General features: G+C 51.1%; 25 protein-coding genes and 1 riboswitch. Of the genes, 17 read left to right on the top strand and 8 right to left on the bottom strand.

What is annotated here, in order from left to right; genetic code table 11:
- Nucleotides 1-8 precede the first annotated feature (8 nt).
- The 5 genes from KNP06_RS00125 to KNP06_RS00105 all read left to right on the top strand — a co-directional run bounded on the left by KNP06_RS00125 (nt 9) and on the right by KNP06_RS00105 (nt 3,878).
- Nucleotides 9-854 carry a DUF72 domain-containing protein gene (locus KNP06_RS00125; protein ID WP_138859117.1) on the top strand — a complete coding sequence of 282 codons (846 nt, stop codon included), beginning with the start codon at nt 9-11 and terminating at the stop codon, nt 852-854.
- Between the two features lie 14 nt (nt 855-868).
- A complete protein-coding gene (locus KNP06_RS00120) occupies nt 869-2,209 on the top strand; it encodes a bifunctional metallophosphatase/5'-nucleotidase (RefSeq protein ID WP_251131531.1) in 1,341 nt (446 codons plus the stop codon).
- A gap of 48 nt (nt 2,210-2,257) precedes the next feature.
- Entirely contained in the window at nt 2,258-2,638 is a 381-nt protein-coding gene (locus KNP06_RS00115; protein ID WP_214706624.1) for a YutD family protein, read from the top strand.
- Nucleotides 2,639-2,793: 155 nt separating this feature from the next.
- Nucleotides 2,794-3,099: a hypothetical protein gene (locus KNP06_RS00110; RefSeq protein WP_138859119.1), complete on the top strand. Its 306-nt coding sequence runs from the start codon at nt 2,794-2,796 to the stop codon at nt 3,097-3,099.
- A 104-nt stretch (nt 3,100-3,203) separates the two neighbouring features.
- Entirely contained in the window at nt 3,204-3,878 is a 675-nt protein-coding gene (locus KNP06_RS00105; RefSeq protein WP_034778418.1) for a DUF975 family protein, read from the top strand.
- A gap of 36 nt (nt 3,879-3,914) precedes the next feature.
- Here KNP06_RS00105 and glpX read toward each other — a convergent pair whose 3' ends face one another.
- Complete coding sequence (gene glpX, locus KNP06_RS00100; RefSeq protein WP_214787639.1) at nt 3,915-4,895, bottom strand: class II fructose-bisphosphatase; 981 nt, start codon at nt 4,893-4,895, stop codon at nt 3,915-3,917.
- 158 nt (nt 4,896-5,053) lie between these two features.
- Here glpX and KNP06_RS00095 point away from each other — a divergent pair, with 158 nt between their 5' ends.
- Together KNP06_RS00095 and KNP06_RS00090 are read left to right on the top strand one after the other, a co-directional pair.
- Nucleotides 5,054-5,497, top strand: coding sequence for a DUF86 domain-containing protein (locus KNP06_RS00095; RefSeq protein WP_214787636.1), 444 nt, complete (start codon nt 5,054-5,056; stop codon nt 5,495-5,497).
- A gap of 4 nt (nt 5,498-5,501) precedes the next feature.
- Nucleotides 5,502-6,272, top strand: coding sequence for a TIGR01457 family HAD-type hydrolase (locus KNP06_RS00090; protein ID WP_214706604.1), 771 nt, complete (start codon nt 5,502-5,504; stop codon nt 6,270-6,272).
- A gap of 32 nt (nt 6,273-6,304) precedes the next feature.
- Here the strand turns inward: KNP06_RS00090 and KNP06_RS00085 are convergent, their stop codons facing one another.
- Entirely contained in the window at nt 6,305-6,562 is a 258-nt protein-coding gene (locus KNP06_RS00085) for a NifU family protein (RefSeq protein WP_232819607.1), read from the bottom strand.
- A 96-nt stretch (nt 6,563-6,658) separates the two neighbouring features.
- Here KNP06_RS00085 and KNP06_RS00080 point away from each other — a divergent pair, with 96 nt between their 5' ends.
- Nucleotides 6,659-6,952, top strand: coding sequence for a DUF1462 family protein (locus tag KNP06_RS00080; RefSeq protein ID WP_138859124.1), 294 nt, complete (start codon nt 6,659-6,661; stop codon nt 6,950-6,952).
- 38 nt (nt 6,953-6,990) lie between these two features.
- Here the strand turns inward: KNP06_RS00080 and KNP06_RS00075 are convergent, their stop codons facing one another.
- Both KNP06_RS00075 and KNP06_RS00070 read right to left on the bottom strand, forming a co-directional pair.
- Nucleotides 6,991-8,421, bottom strand: coding sequence for a S8 family serine peptidase (locus KNP06_RS00075; RefSeq protein ID WP_214787633.1), 1,431 nt, complete (start codon nt 8,419-8,421; stop codon nt 6,991-6,993).
- 239 nt (nt 8,422-8,660) lie between these two features.
- On the bottom strand, nt 8,661-9,716 hold the full coding sequence (locus KNP06_RS00070; protein WP_034778394.1) for an NAD(P)/FAD-dependent oxidoreductase: 1,056 nt from the start codon (nt 9,714-9,716) through the stop codon (nt 8,661-8,663).
- A gap of 97 nt (nt 9,717-9,813) precedes the next feature.
- Here KNP06_RS00070 and KNP06_RS00065 point away from each other — a divergent pair, with 97 nt between their 5' ends.
- From KNP06_RS00065 to KNP06_RS00055, 3 genes are all read left to right on the top strand, one after another.
- Nucleotides 9,814-10,050, top strand: coding sequence for a YuzB family protein (locus tag KNP06_RS00065; protein WP_021065517.1), 237 nt, complete (start codon nt 9,814-9,816; stop codon nt 10,048-10,050).
- Nucleotides 10,051-10,261: 211 nt separating this feature from the next.
- Nucleotides 10,262-11,473, top strand: coding sequence for a NupC/NupG family nucleoside CNT transporter (locus tag KNP06_RS00060; protein ID WP_138859126.1), 1,212 nt, complete (start codon nt 10,262-10,264; stop codon nt 11,471-11,473).
- A gap of 63 nt (nt 11,474-11,536) precedes the next feature.
- Nucleotides 11,537-12,082: a 2'-5' RNA ligase family protein gene (locus KNP06_RS00055; RefSeq protein ID WP_138859127.1), complete on the top strand. Its 546-nt coding sequence runs from the start codon at nt 11,537-11,539 to the stop codon at nt 12,080-12,082.
- A gap of 91 nt (nt 12,083-12,173) precedes the next feature.
- Here KNP06_RS00055 and KNP06_RS00050 read toward each other — a convergent pair whose 3' ends face one another.
- Nucleotides 12,174-12,701, bottom strand: coding sequence for a nucleotidyltransferase family protein (locus KNP06_RS00050; protein ID WP_138860280.1), 528 nt, complete (start codon nt 12,699-12,701; stop codon nt 12,174-12,176).
- Between the two features lie 129 nt (nt 12,702-12,830).
- Entirely contained in the window at nt 12,831-13,418 is a 588-nt protein-coding gene (locus KNP06_RS00045) for an ECF transporter S component (protein ID WP_029595118.1), read from the bottom strand.
- A gap of 159 nt (nt 13,419-13,577) precedes the next feature.
- Nucleotides 13,578-13,719, bottom strand: a riboswitch (FMN riboswitch).
- Nucleotides 13,720-13,816: 97 nt separating this feature from the next.
- Here KNP06_RS00045 and KNP06_RS00040 point away from each other — a divergent pair.
- Complete coding sequence (locus KNP06_RS00040; RefSeq protein WP_138859128.1) at nt 13,817-14,173, top strand: HesB/IscA family protein; 357 nt, start codon at nt 13,817-13,819, stop codon at nt 14,171-14,173.
- A 41-nt stretch (nt 14,174-14,214) separates the two neighbouring features.
- On the opposite strand, the gene KNP06_RS00035 is transcribed toward KNP06_RS00040, so the two are convergent.
- Nucleotides 14,215-14,457 (bottom strand): hypothetical protein, encoded by a 243-nt coding sequence (locus tag KNP06_RS00035; protein ID WP_029595120.1) that lies wholly within the window; start codon nt 14,455-14,457, stop codon nt 14,215-14,217.
- Between the two features lie 127 nt (nt 14,458-14,584).
- Between KNP06_RS00035 and KNP06_RS00030 the strand changes: the two genes are divergently transcribed.
- Nucleotides 14,585-15,439, top strand: coding sequence for a Rossmann-fold NAD(P)-binding domain-containing protein (locus KNP06_RS00030; protein WP_214787631.1), 855 nt, complete (start codon nt 14,585-14,587; stop codon nt 15,437-15,439).
- Between the two features lie 36 nt (nt 15,440-15,475).
- On the opposite strand, the gene KNP06_RS00025 is transcribed toward KNP06_RS00030, so the two are convergent.
- Nucleotides 15,476-16,453 (bottom strand): NAD(P)/FAD-dependent oxidoreductase, encoded by a 978-nt coding sequence (locus tag KNP06_RS00025; RefSeq protein WP_029595122.1) that lies wholly within the window; start codon nt 16,451-16,453, stop codon nt 15,476-15,478.
- A 266-nt stretch (nt 16,454-16,719) separates the two neighbouring features.
- Between KNP06_RS00025 and KNP06_RS00020 the strand changes: the two genes are divergently transcribed.
- From KNP06_RS00020 to ptsG, 4 genes are all read left to right on the top strand, one after another.
- Nucleotides 16,720-17,931: an NAD(P)/FAD-dependent oxidoreductase gene (locus KNP06_RS00020; protein ID WP_214712921.1), complete on the top strand. Its 1,212-nt coding sequence runs from the start codon at nt 16,720-16,722 to the stop codon at nt 17,929-17,931.
- A gap of 124 nt (nt 17,932-18,055) precedes the next feature.
- Nucleotides 18,056-18,373 (top strand): YuiB family protein, encoded by a 318-nt coding sequence (locus KNP06_RS00015; RefSeq protein WP_214712922.1) that lies wholly within the window; start codon nt 18,056-18,058, stop codon nt 18,371-18,373.
- A 105-nt stretch (nt 18,374-18,478) separates the two neighbouring features.
- On the top strand, nt 18,479-19,324 hold the full coding sequence (glcT, locus tag KNP06_RS00010) for a glucose PTS transporter transcription antiterminator GlcT (protein WP_214706654.1): 846 nt from the start codon (nt 18,479-18,481) through the stop codon (nt 19,322-19,324).
- Nucleotides 19,325-19,541: 217 nt separating this feature from the next.
- Nucleotides 19,542-21,068: a glucose-specific PTS transporter subunit IIBC gene (ptsG, locus tag KNP06_RS00005; protein ID WP_214712924.1), complete on the top strand. Its 1,527-nt coding sequence runs from the start codon at nt 19,542-19,544 to the stop codon at nt 21,066-21,068.
- Nucleotides 21,069-21,471: the final 403 nt, after the last annotated feature.

Genomic DNA, 21,471 nt, shown 5'->3' with positions numbered 1-21,471 from the left:
GGAACATGATGATTTATGTCGGTGTGACGGGATGGGGCGACCACGATTTGCTCTATACGAACCCGGAAGAACGTAAACATAAACTGTCGACCTACGCGGGGCATTTTCCGACTGTCGAGATCGATTCCTCGTTTTATGCGATTCAACCTGTGAAGAACTATGAGAAGTGGAACCAGGAGACACCGGAAACGTTCCAGTTCGTCGTCAAAGTTTCCAGGGAAATGAGCGGACATGACCGCGAACCGAAATTACCGCTCGCCGAACTGTTCGAACGGTACCGGACCTCGGTCGAACCGTTGAAGCAGGCCGGAAAACTCCGGGCCGTGCTCGTCCAGCTGCCGCCGTGGTTTGACGTCTCAAAGCCGCATCTCGATTATTTGCGGACGATTCGCGACGAGTTGAAGGACTATGACATCGCGATCGAGTTCCGAAACCCGACTTGGTTCTCCGAGGCGTTCCGGGAGCGGACGCTCGCTTTCTTGACGGAACTTCGGTTCATCAACACGATCTGTGATGAGCCGCAGACGAAAGAGAGCAGCATCCCGTTCGTGCCGGTCGTGACCAATCCGGAAGTGGCCGTCGTTCGCTTACACGGGCGCAACACGGCTGGCTGGCTTAGAAAACCAGGAATGACGAGCCAAGAGTGGCGTCATGTGCGTTGTCTGTATCGCTACAGTGAAGACGAACTGCAAGAGCTCGCGGCGGCGCTCAAACAAGTCGACGCAACGGCGAAGTCGGTATACGTCTACTTTAACAACAACTCGGCCGGAGACGCGGTACCGAACGCCAAACGGTTGATCGAGATCCTCGGTGCCGAATATGAGCTCGCCCCGAGCCAAATCAGCCTGTTCTAGGAAGGGGAATCGTCTTGAGAACGATCACGATGTATCATTACAATGACTTACATTCGAAATTTCATAACTGGCCGCGTCTCGTCTCGTTTTTGAACGAGCACCGGACAGAAGAGACGCTCGTCTTCGATCTCGGCGACCATGCCGATCGGACCCATCCGGCGACGGAAGTGACGCGAGGACAAGTGAACGTCCGCCTGCTCAATCGCGTCCAACCGACGGCGGTCACGATTGGGAACAACGAAGGCATCACGTTCCCGCATGACTGGCTCGCCCATCTATACGAAGAAGCGGAGTTCCCGGTGTTGCTCGCGAACGTCTATCAGGCGGATGGCACGAGACCCGATTGGGCGACGGAGACGCTCGTCGTCGAACGAGACGGACTCCGCATCGGGCTGTTCGGCGTGACGGCACCGTATGAAGAACTTTATCCGGAACTCGGTTGGGCCATCGAAGCCCCGCACGCGGCGACGAAACGTGCGCTTGAAACACTCCGAGACTGTGATATCGTCATCGCCCTCAGCCACCTCGGTTTTTACGCCGATGAGCGGCTCGCCGAAGCATTTCCGGAAATCGATGTCATCCTCGGGGCCCATACCCATCACGTGCTCGATGACGGGGTCGTCACGAACGGCGTCCTGATCGCCCAGGCCGGCAAATACGGGCGATACGTCGGGGAAGTGGAACTCACCCTCGATGGGAACCGAATCATCGAGAAGCGGGCCAGTTTGCATGACTTGACGGAACGAGAGACAGATGAAGCGACGGTTTCGACCTTACAAGAAGAATACAGCCAAGCCGAGCGGCTGCTCGACGTGACCATCGCTGACACGCCGGGTTATCCGAGCGACTGGTTCGGCCCATCTGCCCTCGGTGAACTGTTGGCAGGCGGGCTGGCGGACTGGTGTGACGCTGAAGTGAGCGTGATCCCGGCAGGCGTCCTATTGGAAGGGTTATTGCCGGGGCACGTCACGCTCAATATGCTTCACCGCATCTGTCCGCATCCGATCAATCCTTGTCTGCTCTCGCTGGACGGAGCCACGCTGATTCGTTTTTTAAACGATGTCCAAGAAGAAGCGTTCACGACGATGCATGTCCGTGGCCTCGGATTTCGCGGAACGGTGCTTGGTGCCCCGATTGTCCACGGTCTCGAGTTGAGGCATGGTCGCTATTACGTCCACGGTCAGGAAGTCGAGCTCGATGAGATGTATCGCGTCGCCACGGTCGACATGTTCACGTTCGGTCCGCTCCTTCCTTACTTGGCCGACCAGACGAAGCGTTACTTCATGCCAGAACTGCTCCGTGATGTGTTGCGGGAAACGATTGTGACACGCCATAATGTCATCCGAAAAGGATAGGGGCGGGGCCGGTCGGCATGATATGATAGGAGAGTGGAGGTGTGAAACATGATTAGAGTGAATCGCCACGGCTATACCGTCATCGAAGAAAAACGGGACGGTTTTGACGAGGAGGCATTCATCGCACGCTATAGCGACGTGCTCGATAAGTATGATTATATCGTCGGGGACTGGGGTCACGGACAACTTCGGTTGAAAGGATTTTATGAGACAAAATCCAAATTCGCGACATATGATAACCGGATCGACCATGTGATGGATTACGTGTATGAATACTGTAACTTTGGGTGCCCGTTCTTCGTGCTCAAGAAAGAGACGGAAATCGATGAGGCGGAAGACGGTCCGGTCTTCGGCGGCACGAAACAACCGCTCAAACTGAAACGCAAATTCAATAAGTCGGAAGAAGCTGAACCTTCGACCGGCATATGACGCGCTGATGACATCAGCGCTTTTTTGTTACATTTATTTTCCAAATATTTCTTTTAGGTGAAAAGACGGTGTGACAGGTTTAGGGGTGGGAAAATTGTGATAACTTATATTTATAGCAATTGTTTCTGTTCGGGTTTTGGAAGTGAGGTAGAAGTATGCAACACGTACAAACGGCGACCGTCGGTGACCGCGATGACGTCCACAACCGAATTCACAATCTCGGTCTGGGCTTACTTGCGATGCTGTTCTTCGGGTTAGGGAGTATCATGACGTTTTACTTCACGGCCGCAGTCCTTCTCTATGAGGTTGTCCACGTATTGCTGATCCGCCGCTTTGAATATCGTCAGGCGTTTCTGAGAAGCCGTCTATTTAAAATCATTTCGTTGGTGGCAGTGGCCACAGGTGTGCTCTTATTTATTTTATCGATGTCACAGTTTTTCATGGGCAATGTGATGTATTGAGGGGGAGGGAAAAAAACCTTTTCCCTTTTTTCGTGGTTTTTTGAAACTTTTCTGGACGCGATGACGTACACTTTTGAAAGACCTCACAAAAAGGATGATGAAAAATGACTGCACAGTTAAAACAACATGCCCAAAAAATGTTAACCGGAAAGCGTTGGCTGATGGCCGGGCTATTAATTTTATTCGTCGTCTTGAACGGGATTCCACAATCGTTCGCGCCGCCTGTCCCTGTAGACCCAGAGGCGATACCGACAGCGGCTGACACGGGACTTACGTTCTTGTCGCTTCTTCTCACTTTGTTGATTGCACCGCTCACGATCGGCTGGGCGTGGCTCGTCCTTTCCGTTTCACGTGGCGAGCGGCCAGGCGTCTCAAAGTTGTTCGAGCCATTTAAAACGGGCTACGTCAAGCACGTGCTCGCCCCGTTTTTCATGGGATTGTTCATTTTCTTATGGACGTTGCTCCTCGTGATCCCGGGAATCATCAAAGGGTTCTCGTACTCACTGACGTACTACATTTTACGGGACCAACCGGAACTATCGGCCCTTGAGGCGATCACGGAATCACGCCGCATGATGGATGGGCATAAGATGGACGCGTTCAAACTCGTCCTCTCGTTCATCGGTTGGTTCTTCGTCGGGGTGTTCACGCTCGGAATCGGATTCTTGTACGTCTACCCGTACTTCACGACGACGTACGCGACGTTCTACGACTCGATTCGTCAAGCGGAACGACCACAGACAAACCATGCCGGCACGGATTTCGAACAAGGATTCTAAACGAAAACCTCCGCTCAATCGAGAGCGGAGGTTTTATTATGCGTTGATTTCTTGTTTTTGGAGGTATGGCTTGAGTGACAACGTGTGCTCGGCGACGACTTTACGAATCGTCTTCGTTTTCGAGCGCATGACGAGCGACGTCGTTTCGACGATATCATCCGTCAAGAATTTGACGCCGTCGAGCAATTCGCCTGACGTGACGCCTGTCGCCGCAAAGATGCAGTCATCGCTCTTGACGAGGTCGTCGATTGTGAGCAATTGGAGCGGGTCTTCGATGCCCATCGAGATGACGCGCGCCGTCTCTTCTTCGTTCATCGGGTGAAGGCGTGCCTGCATGTCGCCACCGAGCGCTTTGACGGCCGCTGCCGTGATGACGCCTTCCGGGGCGCCGCCCGTGCTGATGAAAATATCAATCGGATTTGATTTGATGGCAGCTGCGATTCCCGCTGACACGTCACCGTCTTCGAACAGCTTGACGCGAGCGCCCATGTTCATCGCCGCTTGACGCAAGTGCTCATGGCGATCACGGTCTTGCATGATGACCGTGACTTCTTCGATACGCTTGCCGTTATAGAGGGCTGCCTTCTCGATGATCGATTCGAGCGGTTCGTCGAGCGAGACTTTCCCTTTCAAATTCGGTCCGACGACGAGTTTATCCATATACATATCCGGTGCGTGGAGGAGGGCGCCCTTATCGGCGACCGCGATGACGACCATGGCATCGCCGAGCCCTTTGGCGACGATGGACGTCCCTTCGAGCGGGTCGACCGCGATGTCGACTTCGGGCCCAAACGTCGTGCCGAGACGTTCACCGATATAGAGCATTGGTGCCTCATCGAGCTCGCCTTCACCAATCACGACGGTGGCGTCCATATTGACCGTCCCGAGGACTTCACGCATTGCTGACGTGGCTGCGTCGTCTGCTTCGTTCTTTTGACCACGACCGATCCATTTTGACGAAGCAAGTGCTGCTGCCTCAGTTGCTCGTACGATCTCTAGCGCTAATTCTCGTTCCATAGTGTTGTACCCTCCACGTGATGTCTATTTAATGTGTCATACTATTCATTGTGTCAATCCGTGGATTAGTGTATCACAATCAGATAAATGATGTAAATAGGTGAGATTCTTTTCTCGAACGAGAAAAAGGATTACTATAGGAGGCAGGGGGGATTCCGATGTATTTTGTGAACAGAGAAAAGATTAGCGAGACGTTGGCCCATATGGAGACGATGATCGGTCGACTTGATCAACTAGAGGGGGACGCCTTCACGGTCGAACTGGCGAAACAGCGGTTGGCCGTCCATTTGATGGAAGGCGTGATTGATGTCGGCAATTCGATGATTGATGGCTTCATCATGCGCGATCCGGGCAGTTATGAGGACATCGTCGATATTTTGCTCGATGAACGCGTGCTCGATGCCGAGACGGCAGTAGCCGCAAAAGCGCTCGTGGCGCTACGGGCTCATTACGTCCGGGAGTTCGTCACGGCAGACTCGGACCGATTCGACGCTTGGGTCGAGCGCTATAGAGCGACGTTCGAGGCATTCCCAGAGCAGGTCCGGCATTATATCGAAGTGGAACTTGGACCTGTATCAGCATTTCTACCAGAAAGCGAGTGATTGGATGGATTCGATTAAAGGATACTTATTTGACTTAGACGGCACGATTTATGCGGGGACAGCCCCGATTCAAGCAGCGGTCGATTTCGTGAATCGACTCGAAGCAACGGGCTTCCCGTACTTGTTCGTCACGAACAACGCGTCGATGACGCCGAAACAAGTGGCAGATAAGCTCGTCTCGATGGGTGTACATGTCACACCAGAGCACGTATTGACGAGCGCGATGGCGACGGCCCGTTACATCGAGAAGATGACGCCGGGCGCGACGGTTTACATGATTGGGGAAGACGGCTTGCGTTTAGCGCTTGAAGAACGCGGCTTCCACGTGACGGAAGAGGCGAAGGCGGACTATGTCGTCATCGGGCTCGACCGCCATATCACTTACGAGAAGTTGGCGAAAGGCGCACTCGCGATTCGTTCCGGTGCCCGCTTCATCTCGACGAACGGCGATATCGCCATCCCGACCGAACGTGGCTTTTTGCCTGGGAACGGGGCGCTCACATCCGTCTTGGCTGTGACGACGGAAAAAGACCCATTCTTCATCGGAAAACCGGAACCGGTCATGGTCGATATCGCCCTCGAGATGATCGGTCTCACAAAAGAAGAGGTCGTCATGGTCGGGGATAACTATCATACCGACATCTTGTTCGGGATCAACGGTGGACTTCGGACGCTTCATGTCAATTCGGGCGTACACGGTCCGGCCTTTATCCAAGAACAAGAAAAGCTCCCGACCTATATGGTCGAAAGCTTAGATGAATGGACGCATGCATGAAAAAAAGGGATGACTCACGTCTCCCTTTTTGTTTAGAATACTTGTTCGACTTCAACGATGCCAGGTACTTCTTCGATGAGCGCACGCTCAATCCCGGCTTTCAAAGTGATAGTTGAAGATGGGCAGCTGCCGCATGCACCCATCAAACGAAGTTTGACGATGCCTTCTTCCACGTCTACGAGTTCGACGTCACCGCCGTCGCGAAGCAAGAACGGGCGTAATTTATCGAGTACTTCTTGGACTTGATCAAACATTTCCATGGTATCTACCCCTTTCTGGTTCCCTTTCATTCTAGCAAGTTTGAGATTGTTTCTCAATCATTAACGCTGAGCGTTTTGTGACGATACGACTTATTGAATTTTGTATAATAGGAGAGAACAGGGGGAATGGACATGAAAATCACGGTATATGGGGCTGAGGTGCAGTGTGCGAGCTGCGTCGGGGCACCTAGCTCGATCGAGACATATGAATGGTTGCAAAGTGCGCTTGCCCGGAAATATCCGGATCAGGCGTTCGAGTTCGAGTACATCGATTTCGAGACGGCTGACGACGACATCGCTGAGGCGATCAAGCAAGACGAGTGGTTTTATCCGCTTGTCCTCTTGAATGGGGAAGTCGTGGATGAAGGGGTCGTCCAGTTACGAAAAGTCTACTCGGCCATCGAGCAGACGACAGCATGAAAAGAGTCGAGCGACGATTGTCGTTCGACTCTTGTTCGTTACAGAAGGCGGAACGATGACGTCGCCGAACCTGCCGTGTAGCCAGTGAGCGTCGCATCAGCCTTCACTTGGTACGTGCCGCTCTGTGACGAAGAACTTGTCGATAGCGTGAACGTGATGGCGCCGGTCGAACTTGTCTTGCCTGTCCCTGTGAGCGTCGTGCCGTAAGGTTGTGTGACCGTCATACGGACGTCGGCGTTTGCGACCGGTTGGCCGTTCGCGTCCCGCACCGTCGATGAGATCGATACTTGCTCACCCGCGTAATAAGTCGACTTCGATGTCGATACTGTCGTCGCGAGTGTTTGAACAGGTTGTGACGTCCCACCAGACGTTGGAGCTTGGACGAGTCCGTTTCCGAACCAGGCGTCGCGTCCAACCGCGCCAAGGTCGATCGAGTCTTGTGACAGTTTTGAGCGGAGTTGTGCGCTCGACAACGTCGGGAACGCTTGCTTCATGAGAGCGAGGTTACCAGCGACGTACGGAGTCGCCATCGATGTCCCGCTCATTTGGCCGTATCCGCCAGTTGCGAGTGTCGAGTTAATGCTCACGCCTGGTGCCGCGACTTCGACCGTGCTGCCTGTAGCCGAGAATGAGGCGCGATTGTTGTTGATGTCCGTCGCTGCGACAGCGATGGCCGAGCTGTATCGGGCCGGGTAGTTGACGAGGTCGCCCGATCCGTCGGTGCGTCCGTTGTTACCGGCTGCCGCGACGACGAGGATGCCAGCATTATTGGCACGGTCGACGACTTGTTGGAGCGTTGAGGATGGACTCGTCGTCCCGAGACTCAAGTTGATGACGTCCATATCGTTCGTGATTGACCAATCGATCCCGGCGATAATACTCGATAGGCTACCGCTACCGTTCGCCTCGAGTGCCTTGACGGCATAGATACTCGCTTCATGGGCGATTCCGACCGTGCCGATGCTGTTGTTGCGGGCGCCGATAATCCCGGCGACGTGCGTACCGTGACCGTTGTCATCCGCGTATGAGCTCGTGACCGTACTGAACGATGCACCACCAGCAATCGTCAAATCAGGGTGTGGCGAGATTCCCGTATCGACGACCGATACTTTCACGCCTTTCCCGGTGTAACCACTCTGCCAAGCGGATGGAGCCTTTAACTTCGGAATGCCCCAGTCTTGCGTCTGGTTTTCGATTTGCACTGTTTGATCGACTTCCACGTGGGCAACGTTCGGATTGTTCTTCAAGCCCTTCAAGGCAGCCTTCGGTACTTCGAGGGCAGCGGCCGGAAGATTTTTGTACTGTTGGCGAACTTCCATGCCTTCAATCGAGAGCGGGATGTTCTTCGCCGACTCTTTGAAGACGACGATGACGCGTTCTTTCTCTTTGTTCGGGGCGGCATCTGCGCCTCCCGGAACGGTTGACAAGACGAGCAGTGAGGCGAGGACGGTGCTGCAAACTTTTTTCAACTTGTTTCCTCCTTTGGGGTATGTAGGCGAGGTGACACGAAGTCGTTCGGCCGTGACCCTAGAGTAACAAGTTTTCCCACCGGGTAGAATATGTCAATGGAATTAAAAATCTGAATATTTAGATAAGATTTCAGGGGATTCAGACACAAGACTTTTGACTCAAGGAGACGGTGCCAGAACAACAAATCGAGCACGTCCCACGAAAAAAACGGGCCGCCGTAATAGGCGACCCGTGCATGTTATTTAATGACTTTATGTTTCCAAAGAATTCCGGACTTGAGCAATCGCGCGACTTTTCCGGTGAGCGACTGCTTGCCCATGAAGACGCCGAATCCGGCCTTCTTCCCAAGCGATCCTAACGTGCCTCGGAGTTTGATATCCGGCAAATCCGGATACCCGACACCTTTCCATTTACAGAGTAGCACTTGGACGATCTGTTCGGCCTGCGCTTCCGCGAGCTGACCCGAAGGTGCATACGGCAGGCTGGCGTTGTCCCCGACGACGAAGATATCGGGCTGTTCCGGGACGTAGTGGTGCGGTGTCAATTTGACACGTCCACCCCCATCGAGTTCCCAACCTTGGTTGCGGACGACGGCGACCGGTTGAATCCCGGCGGTCCATACCGTCAAATCGGAAGCGAAGTGCTGTTCATGGTTCCATAACCCATCGGCGTCGACCCGGACGATGTTCGAGTTGTTGATGACTTCGACACCATGTTCCTCGAACCAAGACTGGACATACATCGAGACGCGGTTTGATAGGAACGATAGGACGGACGGACCGCGGTCGAACAAGCGGACCGTCAAGTCGGGACGACTCTCGCGCAGCTCGCTGGCGAGCTCGACACCGGACAGGCCGGCACCGACGATCGAGACGACCGATCCCGGAGATAGGCCGTTGATTGCTTGCTGGGTCTTGCGTGATTCTTCTAACGTTTGGATGCTGTACGTGAACTCGGCGGCACCGGGCACGTTGTGATACTTGTCCTCGCAACCGAGGCCGATGACGAGGTCGTCGTACGGCACTTTTTCCCCGCTCGCGAGCAGGACCATTTTGTCCCCCGTATCGATATCGGTGACTTGGCCGTATATGTAGTCGACCTCTTCTGGAAAATCGATGCGGATGTCACGATCCGACACGGTCCCCGCCGCAAGTGCATAATACTCTGTTTTTAATCCATGGTAAGGTAGACGGTCGATGAGTGTGATCGATACGTCCTTCAGCTGATGGCCGAGGACACGTTCGATTACACGCATACCCCCGTAACCGCCTCCCAAGACGACTAATTTGCGCATAAAAATCCCCCTTTGTTACACTTCAACTGTATCATGTTATAATACGCCGTAGAAGAACCATTTTCCTGCTTTGAAGGAAAGGGGAAGGGTGAATGACATGATGAATCCGATCATTGAGTTCTGTGCCTCCAATTTAGCGATGGGTTCACAAATCGCCCGCGCCAAATTAGAGTCCGATCCAGACTTAGACGTCGTCGAATATGGCTGTACGGGCTACTGCGGCGTCTGTTCGCTTGACTTGTTTTGTCTCGTCGATGGTGAGGTCGTGACCGGGGATACACCGGAACAACTCGTGACGAATGTATATGAAAAAATTGAAGAAATGGCATGGTAAAAAAAGTTTGAAGGACCTTCAAACTTTTTTTATTTTGACCGTTTTGACCCGTTGCATTTTTAAAAAGGGTCTGTTATATTCAAAGAGGTTCGAATGTAGGTTGTCTGACGTTTAACAACAGAAAAAGAAAGCGTTTCAAACGGTAGGACACATCTCGATTCGGGTATATCACATTATCAGGTTTCCCCAATATGAAAGGAGCACAACACCAATGAATATCATGAGCGTGGTTGGTATTTTGGCACTAATTGGAATCGCTTACATCTTCTCGACCAACCGTAAAGCCATCAAATGGCGCACCGTGCTTGCCGCTTTCGCGGTACAGTTTACGTTCGCCTTCCTCGTCCTCTTCACTACAGTAGGACGTAACGCGTTAGAATGGATCTCAGGAGGCGTCCAGAACGTCTTGAACACGGCGAACGCCGGGATTAGTTTCGTCTTCGGTACAGCTGTCGGCGGAGACAACTTCGTCTTCGCGTTCCAAGTGTTGACGATTATCGTCTTCATGTCGTCACTCATCGCACTTCTCTACTATGTAGGTGTCATGCAGTGGGTGATCCGTATCCTCGGTACGGCTCTCGCCAAAGCACTTGGCACATCACGTAAAGAATCGCTCTCAGCGACAGCGAACATCTTCGTCGGTCAGACGGAAGCACCGCTCGTCATCAAACCTTACCTTCCAACGATGACGCAATCGGAACTCTTCGCTGTCATGGTCGGTGGTCTCGCCTCGGTTGCCGGTTCAGTTCTTGCTGGATACGCTGCTCTTGGTGTACCGCTCGAGTACTTGCTCGCAGCGAGCTTCATGGCTGCTCCTGCTGGTCTCATGTTCGCGAAAATCATCGTCCCGGAAACAGACGTACCGGATGACGATGTCGAAATCGCTGAAGATGAAGAGAACAAGGCAGCGAACTTCGTCGATGCAGCCGCTCGCGGTGCCTCTGACGGTCTCTTCCTTGCATTGAACGTCGGTGCGATGCTTCTCGCCTTCGTTTCATTGATCGCGCTCGTTAACTTGATTCTCGGTGGAATCGGTGGCTTGTTCGGTTTCGACGGTCTCACGCTTCAATTGATTCTTGGTTATGTGTTCGCACCGCTCGCATTCGTGATCGGTGTGCCATGGGCAGATGCTGTTCAATTCGGTAGCTTCCTCGGACAAAAACTCGTGTTGAACGAATTCGTCGCTTTCTCTGAATTCGCACCAATCATCGGTTCTGGTGACCTCTCGGCACGTACGGAAGCTATGATCGCGTTCGCACTCTGTGGATTCGCCAACATCTCATCACTCGCCATCCTTCTCGGTGGTCTTGGTGGAATGGCGCCGAACCGTCGGAACGACATCGCGCGCATGGGTGTCCTCGCGATTCTCGCAGGTACGCTTGCCAACTTGATGTCAGCGACACTCGCTGGTCTTCTTCTCTAATCAAACACGGTATACTCAGAGTGATCACTTCGGTGGTCACTCTTTTTTGGGGAGGAATGACATATGTATGGAATGATAGCGCTTTTTGATGAACAAACGGAGAAACGAATTCAAGAGGTATGGGAAGGCTTGAAACAAGAAGGAATTACTTCTTATGCATATGAAGTCTCGAATCGACAACCTCATATAACATTAGCTAGTTACAGTAGTTTGAATGTTGAGGCGTATATCGAACTGATGGACAGCTACTATCAATCGAAGGAGATTGTAAATCTAACATTTAGTACGTTGGGTACGTTCATTCAATCAAGTGCACTTTTTCTTTCACCTACAATCTCATCCGGATTGAGGAGCCTCCACTTAGAGCATCATCGTATATTTGGGGAGTTTAATGATAACGCTGAGTCCTTATATTTACCGGACTCATGGATTCCGCACTGTACACTGGCAAACAGATTGTCTAAAGAAAAGATGAAAGATGCTTTTGAATATTGTACTGATATTGTAAAACCTATAGCTGGAAAAATTGTAGAGGTGGCATTAATTGAATTAGTAACACCGGTTCACGTTCGAGTATTACATAGAGTGAAATTATCCGCACAAAAGTAACAAAGCTAAGTTACTTTTGTGCATTCTTCTGTCAGGTTTGTCATATGTGACTAGGACCGATAGAAGGAATTGACCAGGAAACGGTGGGGGTTTATCGTTCCTGACGAGGTATATCCACTTCATGGAGTCTCGGCCAAGTGGCTTGCCAATTCTTTTTATTGATCCGGGCTCGATAAATATGATGGTGTGAAGAGTCGTTCGCAAAGGCCGGGGTCGGTCGTAACTGTAGTTTGACTATGTCGTCGATACCGTAAGGGGCGGCCAGCTTCAAGCGTCCGCTCGCATCAAGGCTGACACCGATGGCCGTGACCGTCTCAGGGAAATGGGCCAAGGCGTCGACCGCAGATTGATACTGTGGCAATTGATTGACCAGATGCATGCGGGCCTGGTTTTTGACCGACCAAGGGACGTTCGGTAACAGGTCGTGCAGTTGTGCCTCATACTGTTTTTCAATCGCCTCGTCGATGTGAGATCGGTCAAAGTAGATGACATCGACGTCCTCGGTCGGCGTCGGTACTTCGTAGCCGTGCGCGTCATCCCATATTTTTGCCCGCACGTATCCGGCACAAATCCACCAATCGGGTAAACAGAGCGAAGCGACGATTGTCAACAGACGCATCAGTTCCACATCAGTCTCTAAAAAATGGGTCACATCTTCAGTCGTGTTCAATCCATCTCCTCCTATTCTCTCATTAGCATAGCGTACCCATACAAAAAGCACCTAGACCGGGGTCTAGGTGCTTGTCAGTTACGCTTGAAGTTGCATGCGCTGACGTTCGATCCACGGCTTCAATTTGAGGAAGAGTGGGACGAACAAGGCGCTGATCAGCAAGGCCTTAATGAAGTTGAACGGCAAGATACCGTATAGGACGAGGTCCGTTTTGACAGCCGGTTGTGCCATCTCGGTCATGCCGAAGAAGAACGCGTAGGCTGGTAAGATGAGCAAATAGTTCAAGATCGCCAAGCTGAGTGCCATCGTGATCGTACCGGCCACGAGGCCTGAAGCGAGCGCTTTATTCGTTTTACGTTTATGGTAGAACCATGCGACCGGATACATGAAGGCGACACCTGCAAAGAAGTTCGCGACTTCACCGACCGGAACGCCGCCACCATTGAAGACATAGTAGAGGACGTTTTTTAGAGCGACGACCACGACGCCTGCGAGTGGGGAGAACACGATCCCGGCGACGAGCGCGGGAATGTCACTGAAATCCACTTTTAGGAACGGTGGTAGGAAAGGCAGCGGGAAGTTAAAGAGCATGAGGACAAAAGAAATGGCCCCGAGCATCGATAGTGTCACCAGTGTTGTCAATCGTTTGTTGCGCGTTGTTTTCATCAAAATCTCTCCTTTTGTCGCTCCTTGATGAATGGCACCCGTCGCATAGAAAAACCCGATTGTATCAAACAATCGGGAGAGTTTACGCGCATACGAAATAGATGTTCTCATCGGTGTTTAGACCACGCCGAAGAAAACATCCGGATATCGGTCGGATGCCGCCATCTTCTCCCATCCAGACTTTACTGTCGGCTTTCGAATCTCACGAAATCAGCAAGCAACGCCTTGCTCGCTCACGGGCTGAGAAGAACTTGTCTTCAATACCGCCGGTCGGGAATTTCACCCTGCCCCGAAGATGGAACGATTTAATTTTTTTTGTTACAGTTTAGTTATACAAGATATTTCACAAAATCTCAAGTCAGTTGACTTGAAGTTAAGATAACGAAGGAGGAGTTCAGATGATTCATTTGACAGAATCAGCCGCATTACAAGTCATCGATATGATGAAACAGACCGAACGCCCCGACGACCAGTACTTGCGGATCAAAGTGCAAGGGGGCGGGTGTACCGGCCTGTCTTACGGGATGGGATTTGATGAGGATAAGACAGACAAGGACGTTCAGTTTGACCACCACGGCGTCCGCGTCATCGTCGCCGAAGCCGATCACGGGGTCGTCGACGGTCTCGAGATTGACTATAAGCAGTCGATGCTAGGAGGCGGCTTCACGATTAAAAATCCGAACGCCATCGCCACGTGCGGTTGTGGCTCGAGTTTCCGGACGGCATCGAACGCCGGGACACCTGGGGATTGCTAAACGAAAGGCCAATCATGCCACATGATTGGCCTTTTTTGTATTCAGTCTGTCTCTTCAATCAGAATTAATCGAATGAGTTTCGAAGCCGCGTCTAACTCGATTTGATGTTGCCAAGGACGAAACGCTGTGATTTTACACGTGTCGTTCGTGATGCGGAATGAACAGACGCTCTCTTCCTCTTGGTCAAGGACCGAGTAACGGCTGAAGTCCGATAAGCTTTGGTAAATGGCATATTGTGTCGGTAATTCACACGACCATCCTTTTTCTAATGTGATCTGATGCATGCGTCTCGCCTCTTTCTTCTCTATATATATAAGAATAACAAAAATATTCAAGGATGTAGAAGATTAGTCGAGAGGATGCAAGGGAAAATGAAAAGAGATGTCATTTCATGTAGGAGGAGCAGGGACGATGAGAAACGTATTGATTTTCGGTGGCTCACGCTATTTTGGAAAGCGGTTGGCGCTTCGGTTGGCGGAGGCCGGTGACGATGTGACGATTGTGACGCGTGGACAACTGCAAGTACCTGAGGCGGAGGGCATCCGGTCGATCAAAGGGGACCGACAGTCGGTGGCGACGATGAAAGATTTGTCACGAGACCATTACGACCTCGTCTATGACAATATTTGCTTTAACCCGTACCAGGCAAAGATCGCCTCGGACGCTTTCATGGACCAAGTCGGTAAATATGTGCTCACGTCGACGATGTCGGTTTATGCGCCAGGCGCCGAGTTGAAAGAAAGTGATTTCAATCCGCTCCATCATGACTATCATCTCGAATCCGAACATGATTATGGGCAAGGGAAGCGAGAGGCTGAATCTTATTTCTTCCATCGCGCCTCGTTCCCGGTCGCGACGGTCCGCTTGCCAATCGTGCTCGGACCCGACGACTATACAGACCGTCTCAAGTTTTATATCGACGCCGTCCGACGGGAAGAGCCGATCGTACTGCATCACCCGGAAGCGAAAATGGGGTTCATCTCAAGCTTTGAGGCGGCCGCCTTTCTAGAATGGGTCGGTCGGGCGAACGTGACCGGACCGTTCAAAGCGGCGAGTGAAGGGGTCATCTCGCTCGGGGTACTCATGGAACGGATCGGCCATCACTTAAATAAACCGGTCCAGATCATAAAAGATGGCGAGTCGTCGCCGTACGATACGGACGTCGACTATTATATGTCGATTGCCGAGGCGAAAAAGGCCGGGTTCGTCTTCACCCAACTCGACGACTGGCTCGACCGGGTCATTGTAAAAACAATCCGCAAATGAAAAATGGCCCTCATCATCGCGATGAGGGCCACATCGTTATTTCCCGGCAAATACCGAAGTCGAATGTTGTGGGTGACGCGCTGTCGGGTCGACGAGCTGCTTCACTTGGTTGATGGCGATCGGGGCTTCACCGAAGCCTGTCGCAATCAATTTCACTTTTCCTTCATAAGTCGCGATGTCACCACAGGCGAAGATGCCGGCGACCGTCGTCTCCATGCGTGAGTCGACGCGGATCGTGTTCTTCTCGAACTCCATGCCCCAGTTTTTGATTGGGCCGAGCGATGAGACGAAACCGTAGTTACAGATGAGGTCGTCGATTTCGACGAATTTCGATTCGCCGTCTTTGTCCGTCAATTCGACCGACTCGATGTGTGTCTCACCTGAAAGTGACTCAATGTTATATGGTGTCCACACGTTGATCGTCGAAGCCTTCATTTGCTCGACCGTATGCTCGTGGGCACGGAAACGGTCACGGCGGTGAACGATATGGACTTCCTTGGCGATGCCTTCAAGCATGAGCGCCCAGTCGACGGCAGAGTCGCCGCCGCCAGCGATCATGACGCGGCGGTCGCGGAACTTCTCCATGTTGTCGACGAAGTAATGAAGGTTGGCATAGTCTTCACAACCATCGATGCCGAGCGGTCGTGCGGCGAATGCCCCGTTCCCGGCCGTGATGATGATGGCTTTCGTATGGTACTCATCCTTGTTCGTCGTGATCTGGAACGTGCCGTCTTCAAGACGTTCGACCGTCTCGACCGTCTCCCCGAGGCGATAGTCCTGCTCGAACTGATCGGCTTGGGCTTTTAATTGGTCAATCAAATCTTGGGCTTTCACTTTCGGGAAGCCGGCGATGTCGTAAATATATTTTTCTGGATACAGTGTCGATAATTGTCCGCCGAGCTGCGGCAAACTTTCAATCAACGCCGTATCGAGTTGGCGCATACCTGCATAAAATGCGGTGAACAGTCCGACCGGGCCGCCACCGATGATGATCACATCTTTCGTCGATTTCATCGAATTCCTCCTCAAAACGTATACATCCATTATAGTGACAATCGTGAATTAAATCCATTCTGTACAAACATCCTATACATTCAAAAAAAATTCAAGAAGATAAGCTTTTCCATTGAGAAAACGAAATAAACAGCGTACAATGAACGAGAAGCAATTGTGAACATTGGTTGAACAAGGTTTAGGCTTTATTGTGAACATTCATGTGAAAAAACACACAACATGATTGTTCAAGAAAACAAAACTATCAAAACAAGGTGGAAATGAACATGAAACGACCTAACATTGTTATTCTTGGCGCAGGTTTCGGTGGACTCATCACAGCGGTGAACCTCCAGAAGACGCTCTCAGCTGGCGACGCGAACATCACGCTCATCAACAAGCATGATTACCATTACCAGACGACATGGCTCCATGAACCAGCGGCCGGAACGATGAAACCGGAGCAAGCTCGTATCTACATCAACGACGTTGTGAACCCGTCACGCGTGAAATTTGTCAAAGGGATCGTCGATCGCGTCGATACTACGGCTAAACAAGTACTACTCGCAGACGGCTCGACTGTTGAATATGATTATGTCGTGTTCGCACTCGGCGGCATTCCGGAAACATTCGGAATCCCAGGCCTCAAAGAGAACGCGATGACAATCAGTTCATTGAACAGCGTCCGTAAAATCAAAGAACATATCGAATACTCATTCGCACAATACAAGACGAACGGGTCGGCTGATCGCTCGTACGTGACAATCGTCGTCGGCGGTGCAGGTTTCACAGGTATCGAGTTCCTCGGTGAGCTCGTCAACCGTGTCCCTGAGCTTTGCAAGCAGTATGACGTGCCACGTGAAGCGGTTCGTATCGTGAACATCGAGGCGGCTCCGACCGTCCTTCCTGGTTTCGACCCAGAACTTACGACGTATGCACAGAAATGGCTCGAGCGTAACGGTGTCGAGATGAAACTCGGCAACGGCATCAAAGGCGTTGAGCCTGGCGTCGTCAAGTTCGGTCCGCTTCAAGGCGACACGACGGAGACGATCGCAGCGAACACGATCCTTTGGACAGGTGGCGTGAGCGGTAGCCCGATCATCGAGAAATCTGGTTTTGAAGCGGTCCGTAACCGTGTCATGGTCGAGGCGGACAACCGTGCCCCTGGTCACGACAACGTCTTCATCATCGGTGACTGCTCGGCTGTCATGGATCCGGTCTCAAACCGTCCATATCCGCCGACTGCTCAAATCGCGACGCAACAAGCGCACAACGTAGCGAAAAACATCGCGGCGCTCATCAACGGAAAATCGACTTCGAAATTCACGTATGAGAGCAAAGGGACAGTCGCTTCACTTGGCCATAACGACGGCATCGGCATCGTCATGGGCAAAAAGATCTTCGGTCGCAACGCTTCATTCATGAAGAAAGTGATCGACAACAAACACTTCATCGAATTGAAGAAGTACGGTCTCGTCCTCAAAAAAGGTAAATTCTAAGCAATATGACCAAGTAGCCCGCTCATCCGAACGGGCTACTTTTTTTGATGACGCCTCATGGTTCACCTTTGACCTAAGAGAGGGCGATTCGGTATAATAGACAACGGGAAAAGGGGGCAATCGCATGCATATCATCCAGGCTGTCATTGGGGCGATTCTTTATTTGGTCATCTTCTTCAGCATCGGCTTCATTTTGAACATGCTACTTAAAAAAACATGGACGCTCGTGTTCATCTATCCGATTTTCGTCATTATGATGATTGATAACGTCAAGCTCTCGAGTTACATCACGGAGACATCGACCGCGTTCGCCAACGTTTACGAACGGGTGCTCGGACTTCAGTTTTTGGATGTGTTCATGCTTGGTTTCGGACTGCTCGGTGCGATTTTGGCCGGCGTCACGATCCGCTACTTGCGTAAGAGTGGTTACTCAATGTTTTAAAGACGGCAGAGATGTTCGTCTTTTTTGTTTTCTGCCTACTTTTTTAGAAGGCGAACCGATATACTAGATAAGATAACGATTTAATTAGTAAGGGATGCGATGAGAATGACATTACCGATGTATACGATCAAGAAAGTGTTGAATAATAGCGTTGTCATTTGCCAACATGATCCGGAACCGGAAGTCATTCTACTCGGGAAAGGGATTGGCTTCGGCAAGAAAGCGGGCGATCTCGTCGACCCGGCCAGTGTCCCGGAGAAAGTGTATCAACTGACAGACAAAGAAGAACAATCTCAATACCGTGAGCTCGTCAAACACGTCGATGAAGACTTTATTGCCTTCATGCAAGAAATCGTCGGGTTTATCGAGAACAACACAGGTAAAAAAGTCGATCAACATATTCATATCGGTTTGACTGACCACTTGTTCTTCACGATGAAGCGAATCGAACAAGGGATGGAAGTGACAAATCCGTTCTTGCTCGAGACCGAATCGCTCTATCCGAACGAGTACGCGCTCGCCGAACGTATCGTCGATATGATTCACGAGCGGCTTGACGTGCTGTTGCCGGACGCGGAGATCGGATTTATCGCGCTCCATATCCATTCGGCGACGACGTTTAAAAACGTCCTCGATGTCAACCGGCACAACCAAATCATCGGGCAAATCGTTCAGACGATTGAGAGTCGTTTGAACGTCAAAATGGACCGGAGTTCACTCGATTATAAGCGCTTACTTCGGCACTTAAGGTACGCCGTTGAGCGGGTTGCGACGGGTGAGATGGTGGAGGCCCCACAAAAAATTGAAAAGGTATTGCGCGAAGAATATCCGCTATGCTATAGTACTGCTTGGGAGCTGATGGGCATCATGGAACGCGAATTAAAGCGTCCTGTCCCGCGAGGTGAAGCGACATATTTGACGATGCATCTCCAGCGCCTAACAAGTAGATAACTGATACCACGTATCTTACGTGTTACTGATTCGATCAGGCATGAGTAAGGAGTGGAACGCAATGATGTCTCCATTAGGAGAGGTCTACGTTCTATACCTTATTCATGCCTGTTTCTGTTTTTATAAACGTTTATTATGAAAACGTTTAGATACGTCGGTTGTCTGACATCTACTGTCGTCTTTCCGCACGAAACAATCACAAAAAGGAGGATTTATCATGTTTAAGCAGATCTTTGGTGTTCTTCAAAAAGTCGGTAAAGCACTTATGCTTCCTGTAGCGATCTTGCCGGCAGCCGGTCTTCTTCTTGCATTCGGTAACGCGATGCAAAACCCGGCCCTCACATCACGCGCTGGTTGGTTAACGAACGCAGGCATTGTGAAATTCGCTCAGCTCATGGAGCAAGCGGGTGGCATTATCTTCTCGAACTTAGCACTCTTATTCGCAGTCGGTGTCGCGATCGGTTTAGCAGGGGACGGCGTTGCCGGACTCGCAGCCATCGTCGGATTCCTCATCATGAACAAAGTTATGGGTGTTTGGCTCGAACTCACACCTGAAATCATCGCACAAGGTGACCCGGCTTACGCATCAGTACTCGGGATTCCAACGCTCCAAACTGGGGTATTCGGGGGAATCATCGTCGGTCTGATAGCTGCATGGGCATATAATAAGTACTTCAACATCGAATTGCCGCAATTCCTTGGCTTCTTCGCTGGTAAGCGTTTCGTCCCAATCGTTACTGCAGTATTAGCAGTTGTCGCTGGTTTCGTCATGCTTCTCATCTGGCCACCAGTTCAGCACGGCTTGAACACGTTCTCAAACTTCATGTTGACTGAAAACCGCACGTTCGCGGCATTCATCTTCGGTTTGATCGAACGTTCATTGATTCCATTCGGTCTTCACCACATCTTCTACTCACCATTCTGGTTCGAGTTCGGCTCGTACACGGATGCAGCGGGTAACATCGTTCGTGGTGACCAAGCGATCTTCTTCGCACAAATTCGTGATGGCGCTGAACTCACAGCCGGTACGTTCATGACTGGTAAGTACCCGTTCATGATGTTCGGTCTTCCAGCAGCAGCACTCGCAATGTACCACGAAGCACGTCCTGAACGTAAAGCAGTCGTCGGTGGTCTCTTGGCTTCGGCAGCACTTACATCGTTCTTGACTGGTATCACTGAGCCGATCGAGTTCTCATTCTTGTTCGTTGCTCCACTCTTGTTCGCAGTACACGCAGTCTTCGCTGGCCTTTCGTTCATGGTCATGCACATCTTGAACGTCAAAATCGGGATGACGTTCTCGGGCGGTTTGATCGACTACCTTCTCTTCGGTGTACTTCCTAACCGTACAGACTGGTGGCTCGTCATTCCAGTCGGTCTCGTGTTCGCAGTCGTTTACTACTTCGGATTCCGCTTCGTTATCCGTAAGTTCAACCTTAAAACACCGGGCCGTGAAGATGAAGTCGTTGAGCAATCAACTGCTACAGGTTCGGAACTTGCACAAGATATCCTCGTTGGTTTCGGTGGTTCACAAAACATCAAACACCTTGACGCATGTATCACACGTCTCCGCGTCGAAGTAAAAGATAAGAGCCAAGTCAACAAAGAAGAGTTGAAACGCCTCGGGGCAGCTGGTGTCCTTGAAGTCGGTAACAACGTTCAAGCCATCTTCGGACCACGTTCGGATGCATTGAAATCAGAAATGCAAGCGGTCATCGCTTCAGGTAACGAAAAGAAAGCAAACTGAATGAAGCTATAAGCCAATCCATTATGGATTGGCTTTTATTGTATGGGTGAAACGGTTTCAGCCTAATGGCAGATGGGGAAAAGTAAGTATTCTGACAAAAGGAGGGAACCATGATGTGGAAGAAAGTGTTTGGTGTTTTGCAACGAATCGGGAAGGCACTTATGCTTCCGGTTGCGATTCTACCGGCAGCCGGTCTATTACTCGCATTTGGTACCGCGTTCCAAAACCCTGATCTCGTTTTGATATGCTCCCCAATAGGTAGACAGATGAAATAACAAATCTGTTTATCTGATTGGGGAGTGTTTTTTTATGGCGAGAAGTCGGCATTCGATCGAACAAAAACTGGCTGCGCTGCGCATGATGGAAGAAGAAACCTATACGTGGAAGGAAATCATGGAAGCGC

The sequence above is a fragment of the Exiguobacterium sp. s21 genome (assembly GCF_018617975.1).
Taxonomy (GTDB): domain Bacteria; phylum Bacillota; class Bacilli; order Exiguobacteriales; family Exiguobacteriaceae; genus Exiguobacterium; species Exiguobacterium mexicanum_A.
This window is presented reverse-complemented; position numbering and strand designations above follow the sequence as displayed.

Coding starts and splice junctions, on each gene's coding strand:
- KNP06_RS00025 (WP_029595122.1), bottom strand. CDS start 16,453: ATGAAATCGACGAAAGATGTGATCATCATCGGTGGCGGCCCGGTCGGA.
- KNP06_RS00115 (WP_214706624.1), top strand. CDS start 2,258: ATGATTAGAGTGAATCGCCACGGCTATACCGTCATCGAAGAAAAACGG.
- KNP06_RS00050 (WP_138860280.1), bottom strand. CDS start 12,701: ATGCGTCTGTTGACAATCGTCGCTTCGCTCTGTTTACCCGATTGGTGG.
- glpX (WP_214787639.1), bottom strand. CDS start 4,895: ATGGAACGAGAATTAGCGCTAGAGATCGTACGAGCAACTGAGGCAGCA.
- KNP06_RS00105 (WP_034778418.1), top strand. CDS start 3,204: ATGACTGCACAGTTAAAACAACATGCCCAAAAAATGTTAACCGGAAAG.
- KNP06_RS00055 (WP_138859127.1), top strand. CDS start 11,537: ATGTATGGAATGATAGCGCTTTTTGATGAACAAACGGAGAAACGAATT.
- glcT (WP_214706654.1), top strand. CDS start 18,479: ATGACATTACCGATGTATACGATCAAGAAAGTGTTGAATAATAGCGTT.
- KNP06_RS00080 (WP_138859124.1), top strand. CDS start 6,659: ATGGACATGAAAATCACGGTATATGGGGCTGAGGTGCAGTGTGCGAGC.
- KNP06_RS00085 (WP_232819607.1), bottom strand. CDS start 6,562: ATGAAAGGGAACCAGAAAGGGGTAGATACCATGGAAATGTTTGATCAA.
- KNP06_RS00065 (WP_021065517.1), top strand. CDS start 9,814: ATGATGAATCCGATCATTGAGTTCTGTGCCTCCAATTTAGCGATGGGT.
- KNP06_RS00030 (WP_214787631.1), top strand. CDS start 14,585: ATGAGAAACGTATTGATTTTCGGTGGCTCACGCTATTTTGGAAAGCGG.
- ptsG (WP_214712924.1), top strand. CDS start 19,542: ATGTTTAAGCAGATCTTTGGTGTTCTTCAAAAAGTCGGTAAAGCACTT.
- KNP06_RS00070 (WP_034778394.1), bottom strand. CDS start 9,716: ATGCGCAAATTAGTCGTCTTGGGAGGCGGTTACGGGGGTATGCGTGTA.
- KNP06_RS00125 (WP_138859117.1), top strand. CDS start 9: ATGATTTATGTCGGTGTGACGGGATGGGGCGACCACGATTTGCTCTAT.
- KNP06_RS00045 (WP_029595118.1), bottom strand. CDS start 13,418: ATGAAAACAACGCGCAACAAACGATTGACAACACTGGTGACACTATCG.
- KNP06_RS00110 (WP_138859119.1), top strand. CDS start 2,794: ATGCAACACGTACAAACGGCGACCGTCGGTGACCGCGATGACGTCCAC.
- KNP06_RS00015 (WP_214712922.1), top strand. CDS start 18,056: ATGCATATCATCCAGGCTGTCATTGGGGCGATTCTTTATTTGGTCATC.
- KNP06_RS00035 (WP_029595120.1), bottom strand. CDS start 14,457: ATGCATCAGATCACATTAGAAAAAGGATGGTCGTGTGAATTACCGACA.
- KNP06_RS00040 (WP_138859128.1), top strand. CDS start 13,817: ATGATTCATTTGACAGAATCAGCCGCATTACAAGTCATCGATATGATG.
- KNP06_RS00020 (WP_214712921.1), top strand. CDS start 16,720: ATGAAACGACCTAACATTGTTATTCTTGGCGCAGGTTTCGGTGGACTC.
- KNP06_RS00090 (WP_214706604.1), top strand. CDS start 5,502: ATGGATTCGATTAAAGGATACTTATTTGACTTAGACGGCACGATTTAT.
- KNP06_RS00060 (WP_138859126.1), top strand. CDS start 10,262: ATGAATATCATGAGCGTGGTTGGTATTTTGGCACTAATTGGAATCGCT.
- KNP06_RS00095 (WP_214787636.1), top strand. CDS start 5,054: ATGTATTTTGTGAACAGAGAAAAGATTAGCGAGACGTTGGCCCATATG.